The organism is Cohnella sp. SGD-V74, assembly GCF_003001675.1.
GTDB lineage: Bacteria > Bacillota > Bacilli > Paenibacillales > Paenibacillaceae > Cohnella.
In genome coordinates this window covers 80820-96383 of the sequence record NZ_PVYW01000023.1, presented here as the reverse complement: position 1 = coordinate 96383, position 15564 = coordinate 80820, and the positions used below count along the sequence as shown (strand labels likewise).

At 58.2% G+C, this 15564-nt stretch carries 14 protein-coding genes; all 14 read left to right on the top strand.

The window, feature by feature from the left end:
* Positions 1 to 231: 231 nt before the first annotated feature.
* A complete protein-coding gene (gene thrS, locus B0G52_RS28635) occupies positions 232 to 2172 on the top strand; it encodes a threonine--tRNA ligase (protein ID WP_094049736.1) in 1941 nt (646 codons plus the stop codon).
* 249 nt (positions 2173 to 2421) lie between these two features.
* On the top strand, positions 2422 to 2946 hold the full coding sequence (locus B0G52_RS28630) for an RNA polymerase sigma factor (protein ID WP_094049734.1): 525 nt from the start codon (positions 2422 to 2424) through the stop codon (positions 2944 to 2946).
* 45 nt (positions 2947 to 2991) lie between these two features.
* A complete protein-coding gene (locus B0G52_RS36510; protein ID WP_255407517.1) occupies positions 2992 to 3120 on the top strand; it encodes a hypothetical protein in 129 nt (42 codons plus the stop codon).
* A 133-nt stretch (positions 3121 to 3253) separates the two neighbouring features.
* Entirely contained in the window at positions 3254 to 4723 is a 1470-nt protein-coding gene (locus tag B0G52_RS28625; RefSeq protein WP_158223918.1) for a methyl-accepting chemotaxis protein, read from the top strand.
* Positions 4724 to 4929: 206 nt separating this feature from the next.
* Positions 4930 to 5964 carry a cell wall-active antibiotics response protein LiaF gene (gene liaF / locus B0G52_RS28620; RefSeq protein ID WP_158223917.1) on the top strand — a complete coding sequence of 345 codons (1035 nt, stop codon included), beginning with the start codon at positions 4930 to 4932 and terminating at the stop codon, positions 5962 to 5964.
* Positions 5965 to 5967: 3 nt separating this feature from the next.
* Positions 5968 to 7041 carry a HAMP domain-containing sensor histidine kinase gene (locus B0G52_RS28615; protein WP_094049728.1) on the top strand — a complete coding sequence of 358 codons (1074 nt, stop codon included), beginning with the start codon at positions 5968 to 5970 and terminating at the stop codon, positions 7039 to 7041.
* Positions 7038 to 7715, top strand: a complete 678-nt coding sequence (locus B0G52_RS28610; protein WP_094049726.1) for a response regulator — start codon at positions 7038 to 7040, stop codon at positions 7713 to 7715. The genes B0G52_RS28615 and B0G52_RS28610 overlap by 4 nt, the downstream gene beginning before the upstream one ends.
* 64 nt (positions 7716 to 7779) lie before the next feature.
* Positions 7780 to 8193 (top strand): YugN family protein, encoded by a 414-nt coding sequence (locus B0G52_RS28605; protein WP_094049724.1) that lies wholly within the window; start codon positions 7780 to 7782, stop codon positions 8191 to 8193.
* A 256-nt stretch (positions 8194 to 8449) separates the two neighbouring features.
* A complete protein-coding gene (locus B0G52_RS28600; protein ID WP_094049722.1) occupies positions 8450 to 9937 on the top strand; it encodes a S1C family serine protease in 1488 nt (495 codons plus the stop codon).
* A gap of 74 nt (positions 9938 to 10011) precedes the next feature.
* Complete coding sequence (locus tag B0G52_RS28595) at positions 10012 to 10698, top strand: response regulator transcription factor (protein ID WP_094049720.1); 687 nt, start codon at positions 10012 to 10014, stop codon at positions 10696 to 10698.
* Between the two features lie 2 nt (positions 10699 to 10700).
* Positions 10701 to 12224 (top strand): sensor histidine kinase, encoded by a 1524-nt coding sequence (locus tag B0G52_RS28590; RefSeq protein ID WP_094049718.1) that lies wholly within the window; start codon positions 10701 to 10703, stop codon positions 12222 to 12224.
* A gap of 182 nt (positions 12225 to 12406) precedes the next feature.
* Positions 12407 to 13366, top strand: a complete 960-nt coding sequence (locus B0G52_RS28585) for a 4-hydroxy-3-methylbut-2-enyl diphosphate reductase (protein ID WP_094049717.1) — start codon at positions 12407 to 12409, stop codon at positions 13364 to 13366.
* Between the two features lie 41 nt (positions 13367 to 13407).
* Positions 13408 to 13893: a DUF2062 domain-containing protein gene (locus B0G52_RS28580; RefSeq protein WP_094049715.1), complete on the top strand. Its 486-nt coding sequence runs from the start codon at positions 13408 to 13410 to the stop codon at positions 13891 to 13893.
* Positions 13894 to 14089: 196 nt separating this feature from the next.
* Positions 14090 to 15151, top strand: coding sequence for a 3-deoxy-7-phosphoheptulonate synthase (gene aroF / locus B0G52_RS28575; protein ID WP_094049713.1), 1062 nt, complete (start codon positions 14090 to 14092; stop codon positions 15149 to 15151).
* Positions 15152 to 15564: the final 413 nt, after the last annotated feature.

Here is a 15564-nt window from a genome sequence, read left to right as displayed (position 1 = left end):
CTTTCGAGCTGCAGGGATGAACCGACGGACGCCTAACGACGCCGTGCCAGTATTTCCTGCCGGGTCATGACCGTTAGCTTCATGCCAGAGGATCGGCATTCGCGCCGATTGATGGAGGGTGGAACCACGGGCCGCATACAGAGCACCCGTCCCTTTCGGGACGCGGTGCTTTTTTTGTTCCCGACGACAAGCGAGGGTTCAAAGGGGTCAATCAGAAGGAGGCATTCGGAAATGTCAGTACAGGTAAAATTGCCGGACGGGGCCGTTCGCTCCTACGAGGCGGGCGTTACCGTCGAAGAGGTGGCGCAATCGATCAGCCCGGGGCTGCGGAAGGTAGCGGTCGTCGGCAAGGTGGACGGCCAGGTCGTCGACCTGAATACGCCGATCGAGAGCGACGTCGCCCTCGAAATCGTGACGCTGGACAATGCGGAAGGGCTTGAAGTGATGCGGCACAGCACGGCGCATTTGCTGGCCCAGGCGCTTAAGCGGGTATACGGAGCGGACAAGGTCAAGCTCGGCATCGGGCCGGTCATCGAGGACGGCTTCTATTACGATATCGACATGGAGCAGTCGATCACTCCGGAAGACTTGCCGGCGATCGAGAAGGAAATGGAGAAGATCGTGAAGGAGAACTTGCCGATCTCCAGACGCGAGGTGAGCCGGGAAGAGGCGCTTCGCATTTTCGGGGAAATCGAAGATCCGCTGAAGCTGGAGCTCATTCGCGATTTGCCGGAAGGCGTCGCCATTACGATCTACGACCAGGGCGAGTTTTTCGACCTGTGCCGCGGGCCGCACTTGCCGTCCACGGGCCGCATCAAGTCGTTTAAGCTGCTGAGCGTGGCGGGCGCGTATTGGCGCGGCGACAGCAAGAACAAGATGCTGCAGCGGATTTACGGCACGGCGTTCGCGAAGAAGGCGGAGCTGGACGAGCATCTGCACTTCCTGGAGGAAGCGAAGAAGCGGGATCACCGCAAGCTGGGCCGCGAGCTGAAAATGTTCGCATTCTCCCGCGAGGTCGGCCAAGGGCTGCCGCTGTGGCTTCCGTACGGGGCGAAGCTGCGCCGGACGCTGGAACGCTATATCGTCGATCTGGAGGAAAGACTTGGTTACACCCACGTCTATACGCCGGTTCTCGCCAATGTGGAGCTGTACAAGATTTCCGGACACTGGGAGCACTATCAAGAGGACATGTTCCCCAAGATGGAGCTGGACAACGAGGAGCTGGTGCTCCGTCCGATGAACTGCCCGCACCATATGATGGTGTACAAGAGCGACATGCGAAGCTATCGCGACCTGCCGATCCGGATCGCCGAGCTCGGCACGATGCACCGCTACGAGATGTCCGGGGCGCTGACCGGCTTGCACCGCGTTCGCGCGATGACGCTTAACGACGCCCATATCTTCTGCCGTCAGGATCAGATCAAGGAGGAGTTTACGCGCGTCGTGAACTTGATCCGTCAGGTGTACGAGGATTTCGGCATCAAGGAATACCGCTTCCGCCTGTCGTACCGCGATCCCAAGGATACCGAGAAGTACTGGCCGGACGACGAGATGTGGGAGACGTCCCAGCGCATGCTGCGCGAGGTTGTCGAGGAACTGGGCCTGCCGTTCTTCGAAGCCGAAGGGGAAGCCGCGTTCTACGGTCCGAAGCTGGACGTGCAGATCAAGACCGCGCTGGGCAAGGAAGAGACGCTGTCGACTGCTCAGCTCGACGTGCTGCTGCCGGAACGCTTCCAACTGGAATATGTGGGCGACGACGGCAAGAAGCATCGTCCGGTCGTCATTCACCGCGGCATCATCAGCACGATGGAGCGCATGACCGCGTTCCTGCTGGAAAACTTCGCCGGCGCGCTGCCGCTCTGGCTCTGCCCGGTCCAGGCGAAGCTGATCCCGGTTAATCCGGTGTACGAGCCGTACGTGAAGCAGGTCGAGGAGAAGCTTCAGCTGGCGGGAGTCCGCGTCGAATCGGATCTGCGCAACGAGAAGCTCGGCTACAAAATCCGCGAAGCGCAGCTCGAGAAAATTCCGTATATGCTCGTCATCGGCGAGCAGGAGTCCGCCAGCGGCACCGTCTCCGTGCGCCGCCGCGGAGAAGGGGATCTCGGCGCTCAGTCGCTGGAAGATTTCGTGGCCCGCATTACCGGAGAAATCGCGTCCAAACGCGTCGATTAATCGAAGCGGCTTGGGGCGTGTATGCAAACCCGCTCAGAGGCGAAAATTCGGCAACATCTGCTATCCTCGGAGGTTGCATACACGCCCTGGACGAGGGACTGTCTCCCTATAGAGGGGGCAGTCCTTTCTTTTTCGCGCGACGGCGCTTGTCGTTTATTTCCTACAAAATGTAAATTATTCTCTTTTTATCGCGGTTGTGATAGAATAGGAATACTTTAATCAAGCATCCGTTTAGGGGTGGCCGGGTACATGAACTTCCTCCGCGATTCTCATTTGCCTGAAGCGTTTCAGTCGGAAGACGAAGTGTTGGTCGAGCTGTATTCCCAGATGTTAAAGGTCGTTCGCCACAAGCTGTGGCATAAGAGCGATGCGGTGGACGTCGTGCAGGAGGCCTGGGTGCGCATATTGGAGAAGAGCTCCACGCTGAGGGACAAGGAGAAGCTGATCCCTTGGGCGAAAGCAATCGCTTACAATCTCGCCTCGAACGCGAACCGCGCAAGGCGCCGCGAAGCCAACTACGAAGATCTGGAGAACGAGATCGCCAGCCCGACGTTCGTCTTCGAACCTGAATCGATGATGGAACTGTCCGATCTGCTCGGACGGTTAGATCCGACGACAAGAACGCTGTTGCTTTATAAGTTTTATTACGGGCTGAAGGATGCCGAGATCGCGGCTGCGTTGGACCTGCCGGTCGGCACGGTCAAGGCCCGTATTCACAGGGGCAAAGCCAGGTTAAGAACGCAGGCCGACGACGAGAACCGCCATAATACATAATGCTTTCTCCCTCTGTCCATGCTATGGGTGGAGGTGAGGAAGACAGTGGCAAAGAACAAGAAGCAGAAGCTGGGCAACTCGAACGCCTATCAAGAAGAATTCGCTTCGGAGCTGAATGAGAATAACGCGGCTGCCAACGGCAAAGCCGCTCAGAAGAACAACTCCAAACGTTAAACGACGCGAGTCGATTCGCGCGGACCGATTGGCGGAGAAGCTTTACGAATACGCGTTAACGCGAAAGGGACCTTACAGGTCCCTTTCTTTTTGTCGAAAAACCTTATATAATGTTAGGAAAACTAACGTAATAATGACAAATACGTCTGGAGTGGTGGAGATGGGGGATTGGCGGCGTTGGTTGAAGGGCGAAGGAACAGAAGCGGATAAGCGGATTTCGAGCGCGCCGGGAACGGCTGTTGCCGATCGCGAAGCGGGCGCGTCCGCAGGGACGAATCCGGAAGCTCTCCGGCAAATGATCGAAGAGGCGGTCGTCATTGCCGATCGGCTGCAGGCCGCGGTATCCGAAGTGGATTCCAGCATGGGCCAGCTTGACGGAATCGCCGACAGGGCGGCCAAGCAGGAGGAGAAGCTCCGGCAGCACGCCCAAACCGCGATGCGCCGCCTGGAGGAGGCTTTCTCTTCCCTGCAGGAGGTGTCCGCTTCTTCGCAAGAAATTCGCAGCGTTACCGAAGAGCTCAGCGCGCAAAGCAAAAATGCTCGGGAAGTCGTCGTCGAAGTATGCCGATCGTTGACGCATACGGACGAAGTGATGAACGATCTGTCCCGCAATCACGGCACGATGGAGGAGCGGGTCAATGCCCTGATCGAGCAGGCGTCCAAAATCGGCGAGATCAACGGATGGATTCAGGAGATCGTGTCCCAGACGTCGCTGCTCGCTCTGAACGCCGCGATCGAAGCGGCTCATGCGGGCGAGCATGGACGCGGCTTCTCCGTCGTCGCCCAGGAAATCCGCAAGCTGGCGGAGCAGAGCGCCCAAGCGATCAAAAATTCGACAGGCATCGTGCAAAGCATCGAAGCGGGTATCCGGCAAGTCGTCAGCTCGGTCGAAGGGGAGAAGAAGTCGGTGGCGCTCGGACTGCAGGAAATGAGCAAAACCCGCGAGCGCATGGACGTCATCTTCAACTCCTTCCTCGGAGTGGACGAGCATGTCGGGAAAACGCTGGAATACGCGGTGGAGCAAGCCGAACGGACGACGGCCACGAGCGCGATGCTGGAGGACGTCGTGGAATCGGTCGGCATTACGCTGAGCAGCGTGGACGAGACGCTGGCGCAGAACGACAGGCAGCGCGCGGAGATCGCCAACCTCGCTCGCGTATCCGAGGAGCTGAAGGAAGCGTCCGAAGAGCTCGTGTCCGCCGTGCAGAACGCCGGAGGACGCGCCTGGGAAGGAGCGGCCGCGTCGGATACGGCCAGATGGACCGACTTGCTGCGCACGATCGTCTCCGATCCCGCGCTGGCGGATCTGTCAGAGGAGGTTCACCGCAGCGTGCTGGGCGGATGGCTGAAGCGTTCCAACGGCATGGAGGCGATCTGGTCGAACCGCAGCGACGGGTCGTTCGTATTCTCCGAACCGGCCGCCGGCCTGTTGAACGCCAGAGGGCGCGAATGGTGGAAGCGGGCGATGAACGGAGAGACGTTCGTGTCGGAAGTGTACATATCCGCGATCACGAAGAAGCCGTGTCTGACGGTGTCCATGCCGCTGCGCCGGGGGGACGGATCGGCGTTCGGGGTAGTCGGCATAGACATCGCGGTGTCCTAGGCGTTTCATTTTATATAGAAATAAGAGAGGCCGCTTCGCGGATCGTCGATAAGACGGTCGGGGGCGGCCTTTGCCTTCCGTCCGGCGGCATATCGGTCTGCAGACCGAGGCCAACTTCCACCCCGCGCCGCTATTGTGCAGACGAGGTGTTCCGCTATACTGAATACAACGAGATAACATATGCGAGCGAGTTGGAGGACAGGGATATGAATACATCAATCGTTCACCGGCTCCTATGGGGAGCGTTCATCGTCATCGTGGGCGTCGTGTTTCTACTGAATCAAGTCGGGCTGATCTCGATGGACATCGGGGATTTGTTCCGCACCTATTGGCCGGTGTTTCTGATCGTGTTCGGTCTGCAGGGCATGCTGCTGCAGCAAGTGTGGTGGAATTTGCTGACGGTCATCATCGGCTGTTATTTTCTCGGGAGAAACCTCGAGCTCCTGGAATGGAGCTTCGGCGACTTCGCCCGGATTCTGGGGCCGGTAGCGATTATTTTGTTCGGATTAAGCTTGATCTTCAGAGGTAACCGTCCGTCGCGCCGGCATCAGCATCGGCATTCGCACCAGAAGCACGAAGGATGGAATCCCGTGCACCCTGGGTCGCCGCATGAACCGCCGATTCCGCCAGTGCCTCCGGGACCGCCTCCCGCGCCTCCCGAGCTGGAGGAATTCGAGAGACGCTCTTCGATCAACCTGGGCAAGGAGCCGAAAGCGGAGGAGCAGCCTCGCGCTTACGACTTCTCTCGCAGGGGGCCGACGACCCCGCCGCCGCCGAACTCGGGTCCTTATTGGAAAGACGGAGCGGGGCCCCAGGACGGATGGTGGGATTCGAAGGACTCGAAGGATTGGAAGCATGCCTGCAAAAACTCCCACAGCCGCTTCATCGGGGACGTTCACCTCGGCAACGATTACTGGGAGCTGCGGCCGATGAACATCTCGCATTTTATCGGAGATACGACGCTGGATCTGACGAAGGCGCAAATTCCGGTCGGCGAAACCCGGGTGTACGTGTCTTCTTTCATCGGCGACGTCAAAGTATTCGTGCCCAACGATCTGGGAGTAGGCATTCAGGTCGTCTCGAGCAGTCTGATCGGCGACGTCAAAGTGCTGGGGCAGAAGCGCGGAGGTTTGTTTAACCAGATGTCCGTGGAAACGCCGTTTTTCCCGGATTCGGATAAGCGGGTCGTACTCATCGTGAGCAGCTTTATCGGCGACGTACGCGTGACGAAGGTAGGTTAACCGATGGTCAGAAAAGTTCGCACGAGCAAATGGGCTTCCTCGATCTATGCCGGACTGGCGACGATCGTTCTCATGTTCGTTCTGTACTATGGCGTAATTGTGTTCACGGACTCCGTGCCGCATCTGGAGACGTGGCTGACCTGGACGGGAACGTTGGCCGTGCTGCAGATGGCGCTCACGTACCAGGTCGGCCAGCGCATGCAGCGCAAGATCGACCAGTTGCAGCTGGCGATGAAGCACGCTTCCGCGGGCAATTGGAACTATCGGCTTCCGGAAGAGGAGGGGGACGCCTTCTCCGGAGTGTACCGCGAGGTCAACGCGATGATGGGACAATTGGAGTCGCGCATCAAGCTGCTGCAGCGCCTCGGGGAGAAGGAAGCGCTCGAAGAAATGATAACGACGGAAGACGCTGTGCTAGAGGAGAGGAAACGTCTGGCGAGGGATCTCCACGACACGGTCAGCCAGCAATTGTTCGCGCTGCATATGTCCGCTTCCTCTTTGCCGATGCTGATCGAAAGGGATATGAAACACGCGCAGCAGGTAATGGGACAGTTGATCGCGATGTCCTCGACGGCGCAGAAGCAGATGAGAGGCTTGATCGCGCAGCTGCGGCCGATGGAGCTTCAGGGCAAGACGCTGGAGGAGGCCTTGAACCGCTGGTTCCCCGACTATTGTCGGCAGAACGGGCTGCAGGGCACGCTGGACATCCAGATCGGAGACCGGATATCGGAAGCGAAGGAGCATCAATTGTTCCTCATCATTCAGGAAGCGATGGCGAATGTCGTCAAGCATGCGGAGGCCCAGAGCGTCCGCTTGCTGCTTGGAGACACCGGCACGCAAATTTCTCTGTCTATCGAGGACAACGGGCTCGGATTCAAGGGCGGGCAAGTCAGACCGGGAGGCTACGGCTTGTCGACGATGCGCGAACGCGCGCAGAAGCTGGGCGGAGATGCGGAAATCGTGACGAAGCCGGGCTCGGGTACGAGAGTCCGGGTGTGGGTTCCGAAATTCGCGCCGGAGCCGGACGAGCCGGAGGAAATCGTAGAAGACATGGAACAAGGAGCGAATGCGAAGTGACGGGAACTGGAACGGGGACGACGTGGAAAGTGCTGATCGTCGACGATCACGAGATGGTGCGGATGGGGCTTCGCACTTATTTGATGCTGGATTCGAGGTTCGAGGTGATCGGCGAAGCCGGCGGCGGCCGCGAAGCGATCGACAAGCTGGAGCGGGGCGGCTTCGACGGGCAGATGCCGCAGATCGTCCTGATGGATCTGATGATGCCGGAGATGAACGGCGTCGAGACGACGCGGGAGCTGCTGGCGCGTTATTCGGGACTCAAGATCATCATTCTGACGAGCTTCCTGGAGGACGAGAAAGTCGTCGAAGCGATCGAGGCCGGCGCGGTCAGCTACGTGCTGAAGACGGTGTCCGCCGACGAACTGATCTACGCGATGCAGGGCGCGGTCAAAAATATGCCGGTCATGAGCGGAGACGTCTCCCAGGCGCTGACGAGAGGGCTGCGCAAGCGTTCCGCGAGCACGGAGGTCGAAGGATTGACCGAGCGCGAGCGCGAAGTGCTGCTGCTCATCGCCGAAGGCCGGAGCAACAAGGAGATCGGCGACGAGCTGCACATCAGCATCAAGACGGTGAAGACGCACGTCAGCAACTTGCTCATGAAGTGTGAGCTGGAAGACCGCACGCAGCTGGCGATATTCGCGCATCGCAAAGGCTGGGTCAAGGAAGCTTGATTGATGAGGGGATAAACGGGCGGCATGGGGGAAGTCTAGTAAGAAAAAAAGGCGGTACCTCGGCATGCACGTACTGGATTCTTCCTTGACTTCGCAAGTCCACGACTACGGCGTTTCCCGCACGCTGCTGACGGAGCGGGGCTTTGCCCTGGGCGGCAATTGGGATTACGATCACGGCTCGTTCGATTGCGCGCTGGACGACGCGAACAAAGTGTGGCTCAGACTGCCGTTCGACGTGACGGCGGGAACGCTCGACGGCGAAGCCGAACCGATGGATACGGAAATCCGGTTCGGTCAGCCCTACGTGCTTAAGCACGTGTACAACGAAGGTTTGGACGGCAGCGCGCGGGCGAGCACGTTCGGCGGCCTGCTCAATCAATTTTCCGATCCGGTAGACCCGGACGACGCGATCGAGAGCTCGTGGATCGAGAAGGCCCGGCGCAAGCTCGATGAAATCGAGGCGCTCTATCCCCGGTGACAACAGGCTGCGAATAAGTCGCGGCCGCAAGAGGTGCATGCGATCTTCTCGCGAAGGAGACGCATGCACCTTTTTCAACCGACAAAACGCATTCATCGTCCAGGGGACGCCGAAGGCGTTTTTGCTTGAGTTTTTGCTGCGACTTTTACTTCGTCTTCATTTCCGTTTAAGATAGTTTTAAGGAATGGAGTTTATGATACGGATACAAGATCAGAACGGCGACAGCCGCCAAGGCTGCGCGAGGGAGGTAATTCCTATGGAAGACGAAAACAAAAAACCGGAACAACCGCAGGGATTCACATACGAAGGAGAGAAGCGCGACGATCCTTACGGGGAGACGCGCAGAGACGCGGAGCCGTACACGTTCGGCCCGTTCGGCGGCGCAGGCCGTCCGTACGCGGACGAGACTCCGAGGGAAGAGGCGCCCGGCGTCGTGGAAGTCGCGCCGTCCGCGACGAAAGAATATCGGCCGTTCACCGTATCCGGGGGAGCGGCCAGGAGCGACTGGAACGCCAAGCCTCCGCGCAGGACATCGTTCCGCGCGATCTTCGCCTCGTTCCTGGCGGGCGTCATCGTCGTCGGCGCCTTGATGTATACGGCGGATCGGCAAAATTGGTTTACGGGCGAGCTGTTCGGCGGAACGCCGCAGGCGCAGAACACGACGGCGAAGCCGGTTAACAACCCGGTGAACAACACCGAGGACGTCGTCCGGCCGAACAACATCGCCAAAATATTCGAGCAAGCTTCTCCGGCGGTCGTCAAAGTTGAAACCTACGCGAAGGCCCGCCAAGGCTCGACTTGGGAGGATGAGTTTTTCCGCCAGTTCTTCGGCGACAATTATAGAAGCAACCGAGGCGGCGAAGGCGAGGGCGACTTGCAGGAGAGCGGCATGGGCTCGGGTTTCCTGTTCGACTCGACCGGCTATATTTTGACGAACCAGCACGTCATCGAAGGCGCGGATCAAATTAAAGTTACGGTCGAAGGCCACAACGAGCCGTACACCGCCAAGCTGCTCGGCACGAGTCCTGAGCTGGATCTGGCCGTGCTGAAAATCGAAGGCAACGATTTCCCGACGCTGAAGCTCGGCGACTCGAGCAGCATGAACATGGGGGACTGGGTCGTCGCGATCGGCAACCCCGTCGGCTTCGAGCATACGATCACGGTCGGCGTGCTCAGCTCCAACGAACGCGAGATCACGATCCAAGACAGCAGCGGCAGCACGCGTAAATACCAGCACCTGCTGCAGACGGACGCTTCGATTAACCCTGGCAACTCGGGAGGGCCGCTGCTGAACCTGAGCGGTGAAGTCATCGGCATCAATACGGCGGTCAGCACGCAGGCTCAAGGCATCGGGTTCGCGATTCCGACGAGCACGATTACCGAAGTGCTGGAGAACCTGAAGACGAACACGAAAATTCCGCAGAAGCCCGTACCTTTCATCGGCGCGACTCTGATGGACGTGAACGAAGAGATCGCCCAGCAGTTGGGCATCGACAAAGAGACGAAAGGCTCGTTCGTGCGCGAGGTTATTTTCAACTCCCCGGCCTACAGAGGCGATCTGCGGCAGTACGACGTCATTACCGGCATGGACGGCACGGCGTACAAGAACAAAGACGAATTGATCGCGGCCATCCAGAAAAAAGAAGTTGGCGCCAAGGCGACGCTCGACGTGCTTCGCGGAGGCAAGGAAGTGGAAATCATCGTCGAGATCGGCGACAAGAACGAATTCAACGTTCAGCAGTAAAGTAAGCTATAAGTTGGATAGAGCGGGAGACCGATTCGGGTTCCCGCTCTCGTCGGTAGAGGAGGACGTTCCCTATGAGACCCCGTATTGCAGTAATTGACGACGACGAGAAAATAACGGCGCTGCTGCGTCGCAGTCTGGCGTTCGAGGGCTATGAGGTAATGACGGCTTCGGACGGTTCCGAGGGGCTGAAGCTGATTGGACAGAAGCCGGCCGATCTGGTCATTCTCGATGTGATGATGCCGAAGATGGACGGCTGGGAAGTGTGCAGAAGACTGCGTGAGGCGGGCATCGTCTCCCCGATACTGCTGCTGACCGCCAAGGATGAAGTATCGGATAGAGTGCGCGGGCTGGATCTGGGCGCCGACGATTATCTGGTCAAGCCGTTCGCGCTTGAGGAGCTGATGGCCCGCGTCAGGGCGCTGCTTCGCAGGCGGTCGGACAGAACCGAGGAGGGCGGCCAGTTCCGCTACGAGGACTTGGTCATGGACGTGGACGGCCGCGAGATTATGCGCGGAGAGCGCCGCATCGAGCTGACGGCCAAGGAGTTCGACCTGCTGCATCTGTTCCTGCAAAATCCGAAGCGCGTGCTGTCGCGCGATCTGATCATGGAGAGAATATGGGGCTACGATTACAGCGGGGAATCCAACGTGCTTGAAGTGTACGTCGCGATGCTCAGGCAGAAGCTCGAAGAGAACGGGGAGAAAAGGCTGATTCAAACCGTCAGAGGAGCCGGGTACGTCCTGAAGGGAGACAGCTGAGCATGTCCATCCGGCTGCGGTTGACTTTGTGGTATTCGGGGCTGCTGGCGGTAACTTTGGTCGCTTTCGGCGTCATTATTTACGGAATCGTGCAAAACAATACGATGTCATCGTTGAAGGATCAACTGAAGCGTATTAGCGAAGAGACCCAGGTCAGAATGACGAGTCAAGGCAGAATGGGGCAAGGGGTTAATCTAAGCGGAGTACTGAGAAGCGCGATCGACTACAACTCATTCTTTATTCAAATCGTCAACTACACGCCAACGATCACTGGGGTTGTCGACGACAAAACTCCAAATATGCGTCCTTCGGCGAATAGGCCGGAACTGACATTTTCGTTTCCTAGACAGAATGAGGTAAGCTCCGACAAGTACGCTTTCGTGAATCGCGAGATCGAGGGAGTTCCTTTTATCGTGCTGGAAAAGCCTATCCTCTACAGCGATACCGTAGTCGGGCTGCTTCAAGTCGGAGCTTGGACAGGGCGGGAAGAGCAGTTGCTGCACCAGCTGCGCTCGATCCTCTGGTTCGCCGGAGCAGCCGGCCTGATCGCCGCCTTCCTGCTCGGCATGTTCCTCTCGCGCAAGGCGCTGATGCCGATTAACCGCGTCACCGAAGCGGCGGAGCGCATCCAGAGCGGGTCGGAGCTGAGTCTGAGAATCCCGCGGGAGAAGCCGAACGACGAGATCGGCCGGCTGACCGATACGCTGAACGCGATGCTGTCGGGCGTGGAGCGGGCGTACAAAAACCTGGAGGACTCCAATGCGGCCCAGAGGCGCTTCGTCTCCGACGCGTCGCACGAGCTGCGGACGCCGCTGACGACGATCCGGGGCAACGTCGACTTGCTCGAGAAGATCTGGTCGAGCGAGGAGGCGGAACAGCCGGGTTCAGAGGGAACTGACACCCTGTCGGCGCCATCCGCATCGGCCCTGTCGGAGACCGAGAAACGCGGCATGTCGCTCGAGTCCATTCGCGATATTGCCGACGAAGCCAGGCGCATGAGCGGACTGGTCAACCATCTGCTGTCGCTCGCGAGGGCGGATGCCGGCTACGTGATGGAGATGAGCGACGTGGAGCTGCGTCCCCTCGCGGAGGAAGCGGCGAGAAGAGCGGCTTTCCTGCCGCGGAAGGCGGAGTGGGCGGTCGGGCCGCTGGAGGCGCTCGACGGCGTCAGGGTGCGGGGCAATCGCGATTATTTGCTGCAGCTTCTGTTTATTCTGATCGAGAACGGCTTCAAGTACACGCCTTCCGGCGTTGTTCGTCTGTACGCGGCGCGTCGGGACAATATGATCGGGCTGTCCGTGGCCGATACCGGCATCGGCATCGCGGCGGACGAGGTGCCGCATATATTCGAACGGTTCTATCGCGTGGACGTCTCGCGAGGCGAAACTTCGGGCACGGGGCTCGGACTGTCGATCGCCAAATGGATCGCCGACATGCACCACGCCCGGATCGAGGTGCGGACGAGGCTGAGCGAAGGAACGGTGTTTACGGTGTGGCTGCCCGTACAGCAAGGAGACGAAGCCTGACGGCATCTCGCATAATTTCCAGGAAGACGACCGGCGCGGGCGTCTTCTTTTTCGTTCCGGGACCGCTCCTTTCCCCTGTATCCCGAATAGGCTATAATAGATACGTAGAGTCGGACCGCCCACGACTTAGGACCTGTTGACAGGTCGCTGAACAATGAAGGGCGAGAAAGCGGGCGCAGACAATGCAAGTCGTGAAAATATCGCCGAGAGGCTACTGTTACGGCGTGGTCGATGCCATGGTGCTGGCGCTTCAGACGGCAAGAAATCTGGATTTGCCCAGGCCGATTTATATATTGGGAATGATTGTCCATAATAGTCATGTAACGGAAGCTTTCAAGGATGAAGGAATCATTACGCTCGACGGCCACAATCGGCTCGATATTCTGGAGCAGATCGACCAAGGCACCGTCATCTTCACGGCTCACGGAGTGTCTCCCGAAGTCCGCCGGCGGGCGAAGGAGAAGGGCCTGACGGTCGTCGACGCGACATGCCCGGACGTAACGAAGACGCACGATCTGATTCGGGAGAAGGTCGGCGAAGGCTTCGAGGTCATCTACATCGGCAAAAAAAACCATCCCGAACCCGAAGGCGCGATCGGCATCGCTCCCGGTCACGTGCACTTGATCGAGAGGGAAGACGATATCGAGAAGCTGGAGCTGGATACGGAGAGAATCATCATTACGAATCAGACGACGATGTCCCAGTGGGATATCCGGCATCTGATGTCGCTGCTTCTGGCGAGATTTCCGACCGCGGAAATCCACAACGAGATTTGCCTTGCCACGCAGGTCCGTCAGGAAGCCGTAGCCGGTCAAGCGGGGGAAGCGCAGCTGTGCATCGTCGTCGGCGATCCGCGCAGCAACAACTCCAACCGTCTGGCCCAGGTTTCCCAGGAGATCGCGGGCGTTCCTGCCTATCGCGTGGCGGACGTGTCCGAGATCAAGCAGGAATGGCTGCAAGGGCTCGAACGGGTTGCGGTCACGTCCGGTGCGTCCACGCCGACGGCTCTGACGAAGGAAGTAATCGCCTATATCGAGCAGTTCGACTCCTCGGACCCGTCGACATGGCCGATCAAGCGGACCGTTAATCCGAACAAGCTGTTGCCGAACGTCAAGGTCAAATCGGCAGAGACGAGTCAGTAAGGGCGGCTTCGCGGCCGTCTGCGTCATGGAAGGAGCATCCTATGCGTCGCCTACACTCGCTTGTTCGTTGGCTGAAATATAAGTATATCCTGCTGTTGAGGGCAAAAGGCGGCGCTTCTATCGTAGCGATGGGTTTTGCGATCGGCATTGCCGTGGAAATGTTCACGCTGCCGACGCTGGGAGTCGCGTTCGTGCTCATCTTCCCGCTCTGCCTGCTGCTGAGAGGCAACTTGCCGGCGGCGCTGATCGGCTTCGTCATCGGCAAGGTGATCTACATTCCGATGATGTACCCGAACTCCAAGGTGGGCGGCTGGATCTTGCCGAAGCATCTCAGCATTCATCTTCCGATCGTGCCGGAATGGATCAACCATCTGCTGCTGACGAATCTGAAGCTGATCGTCGGAGGAATGGTGGACGGCGCTCTGCTCGGGCTGCTGTGCTTCTTTCTGATTCGTTACAGCTTGAATGCCTACAAAGCGAAGCGCAAAGACAAGCGCAAGCTGATTCGCGCCCGCTTGGAAGCGTGAGGTCAAGCGCCGGCCGACGGTTCGCGCAAGCCGTATTCGCCGCAAGCTAAGACGACGAACTCGTGCCGAGAATCAAAGCCCTATGTCACTTCGGGGGTTGACATAGGGCTTTTTATCCTCTATATTTACTTTAGTGCTTAAAAGCGTATAAGCGTCACAGCGTATACGCGTTAATATATTCAGGAGAGTGAACGTCATGATCGTCATTACTTCCCCTCATATCGCAGAAGAAAGAATTAACGAAATCGTACGTTACATTGAGCAATCCGGCGTGCAAGCGCACGTGTCCCGTGGAACCGACCGGACCGTCATCGGCATTATCGGCAAAGCCGAGCCGTCGCTTGCCGAACATATTCGTTCGATGAAGGGCGTAGAGAACGTCATTAAAATTTCGAAGTCGTATAAGCTCGCAAGCCGGGATTTCCATCCGGACGACACCATTATCGAGATTAAGGGCGTGAAGATCGGCGGCGACAACCTCGTCGTGATGGGCGGGCCTTGCGCGGTGGAGACGCCGGAGCAGATCGACGAAATCGCCAGACTGGTCAAGGCTGCGGGCGGCCAAGTGCTTCGCGGAGGCGCGTTCAAGCCGCGGACGGGACCTTACAGCTTCCAGGGCATCGGCATCGAAGGGCTCAAGTGGATGAAGGAAGCGGGAGACAAGTACGGGCTCGTGACGATTACCGAAGTCATGGCGCCGGAGTTCGTGGACGTGTGCGCCGAGTACGCCGACATTATGCAGGTCGGAACGCGCAACATGCAGAACTTCGACTTGCTGCGCAAGCTGGGAACGATCCAGAATCCCGTACTGCTCAAGCGCGGATTCAGCGCAACCTACGACGAGTGGCTGAATGCGGCCGAGTACATTCTGGCCGGCGGCAACCCGAACGTCATGCTCTGCGAGCGCGGCATCCGCACGTTCGAGACGTACACGCGCAACACGTTCGATTTGGCGGCGATCCCGGTCATCCAGCAGCTGTCCCACCTTCCGGTTATCGCCGACCCGAGCCATGCGACAGGCCGCCGCGAGCTCGTCGAGACGATGACGAAAGCTTCCGTAGCGGCAGGAGCGAACGGCCTGATTATCGAAATGCACACCGACCCGGACAATTCGGCGACGGGAGACGGCGTTCAGTCGCTGTTCCCGGATCAATTCGCCAATCTGCTGAAGGAACTGGAGCAGCTCGCTCCGCTTCTCGGCAAGAAGTTCGATACGGCGAAGGAGCCGGCCGAAGCGTTCGCAACCTGGATCAAATAAATCGCTTCTATAAAGAGAGAGTCGATCGTTGCCCGGAATTCCGGGGACGTTCGGCTCTTTTTTTGACGGAAATCAACAATGAGAGCGGACGGCTTGTCAGGTATTGCGAATTGTACGGTTCGTTCGGAAAACGAGAACAATTGGCGGCGGGAGAGAAACTGACGGGGAAAACATGTTTCCGGAAAATAATCGGTTAGTCGGGGTGCCGAATAGGGGTGATGTAAGGTATTTACGGGTTTTAGCGCGTAAGCGCATTCATGAATCAGCCTTGTCTAACCCTCATAATAGACCAATATTTATGAACAATTATTGAAGTTGTAAGAATTGCTAACACAAGCGCAAAAAATACCTGACATAAGTATTGACGCTCCTATAGGAGAGTTTTATAATAACTTCATAAGTTCGGTGAAAAC

What these genes read in the sequence shown, in the direction of transcription:
- B0G52_RS28625 (WP_158223918.1), top strand. Translation starts at nt 3,254, where the DNA reads ATGACAAATACGTCTGGAGTGGTGGAGATGGGGGATTGGCGGCGTTGG.
- aroF (WP_094049713.1), top strand. Translation starts at nt 14,090, where the DNA reads ATGATCGTCATTACTTCCCCTCATATCGCAGAAGAAAGAATTAACGAA.
- B0G52_RS28590 (WP_094049718.1), top strand. Translation starts at nt 10,701, where the DNA reads ATGTCCATCCGGCTGCGGTTGACTTTGTGGTATTCGGGGCTGCTGGCG.
- thrS (WP_094049736.1), top strand. Translation starts at nt 232, where the DNA reads ATGTCAGTACAGGTAAAATTGCCGGACGGGGCCGTTCGCTCCTACGAG.
- liaF (WP_158223917.1), top strand. Translation starts at nt 4,930, where the DNA reads ATGAATACATCAATCGTTCACCGGCTCCTATGGGGAGCGTTCATCGTC.
- B0G52_RS28615 (WP_094049728.1), top strand. Translation starts at nt 5,968, where the DNA reads ATGGTCAGAAAAGTTCGCACGAGCAAATGGGCTTCCTCGATCTATGCC.
- B0G52_RS28585 (WP_094049717.1), top strand. Translation starts at nt 12,407, where the DNA reads ATGCAAGTCGTGAAAATATCGCCGAGAGGCTACTGTTACGGCGTGGTC.
- B0G52_RS28580 (WP_094049715.1), top strand. Translation starts at nt 13,408, where the DNA reads ATGCGTCGCCTACACTCGCTTGTTCGTTGGCTGAAATATAAGTATATC.
- B0G52_RS28630 (WP_094049734.1), top strand. Translation starts at nt 2,422, where the DNA reads ATGAACTTCCTCCGCGATTCTCATTTGCCTGAAGCGTTTCAGTCGGAA.
- B0G52_RS28595 (WP_094049720.1), top strand. Translation starts at nt 10,012, where the DNA reads ATGAGACCCCGTATTGCAGTAATTGACGACGACGAGAAAATAACGGCG.
- B0G52_RS28600 (WP_094049722.1), top strand. Translation starts at nt 8,450, where the DNA reads ATGGAAGACGAAAACAAAAAACCGGAACAACCGCAGGGATTCACATAC.
- B0G52_RS28605 (WP_094049724.1), top strand. Translation starts at nt 7,780, where the DNA reads ATGCACGTACTGGATTCTTCCTTGACTTCGCAAGTCCACGACTACGGC.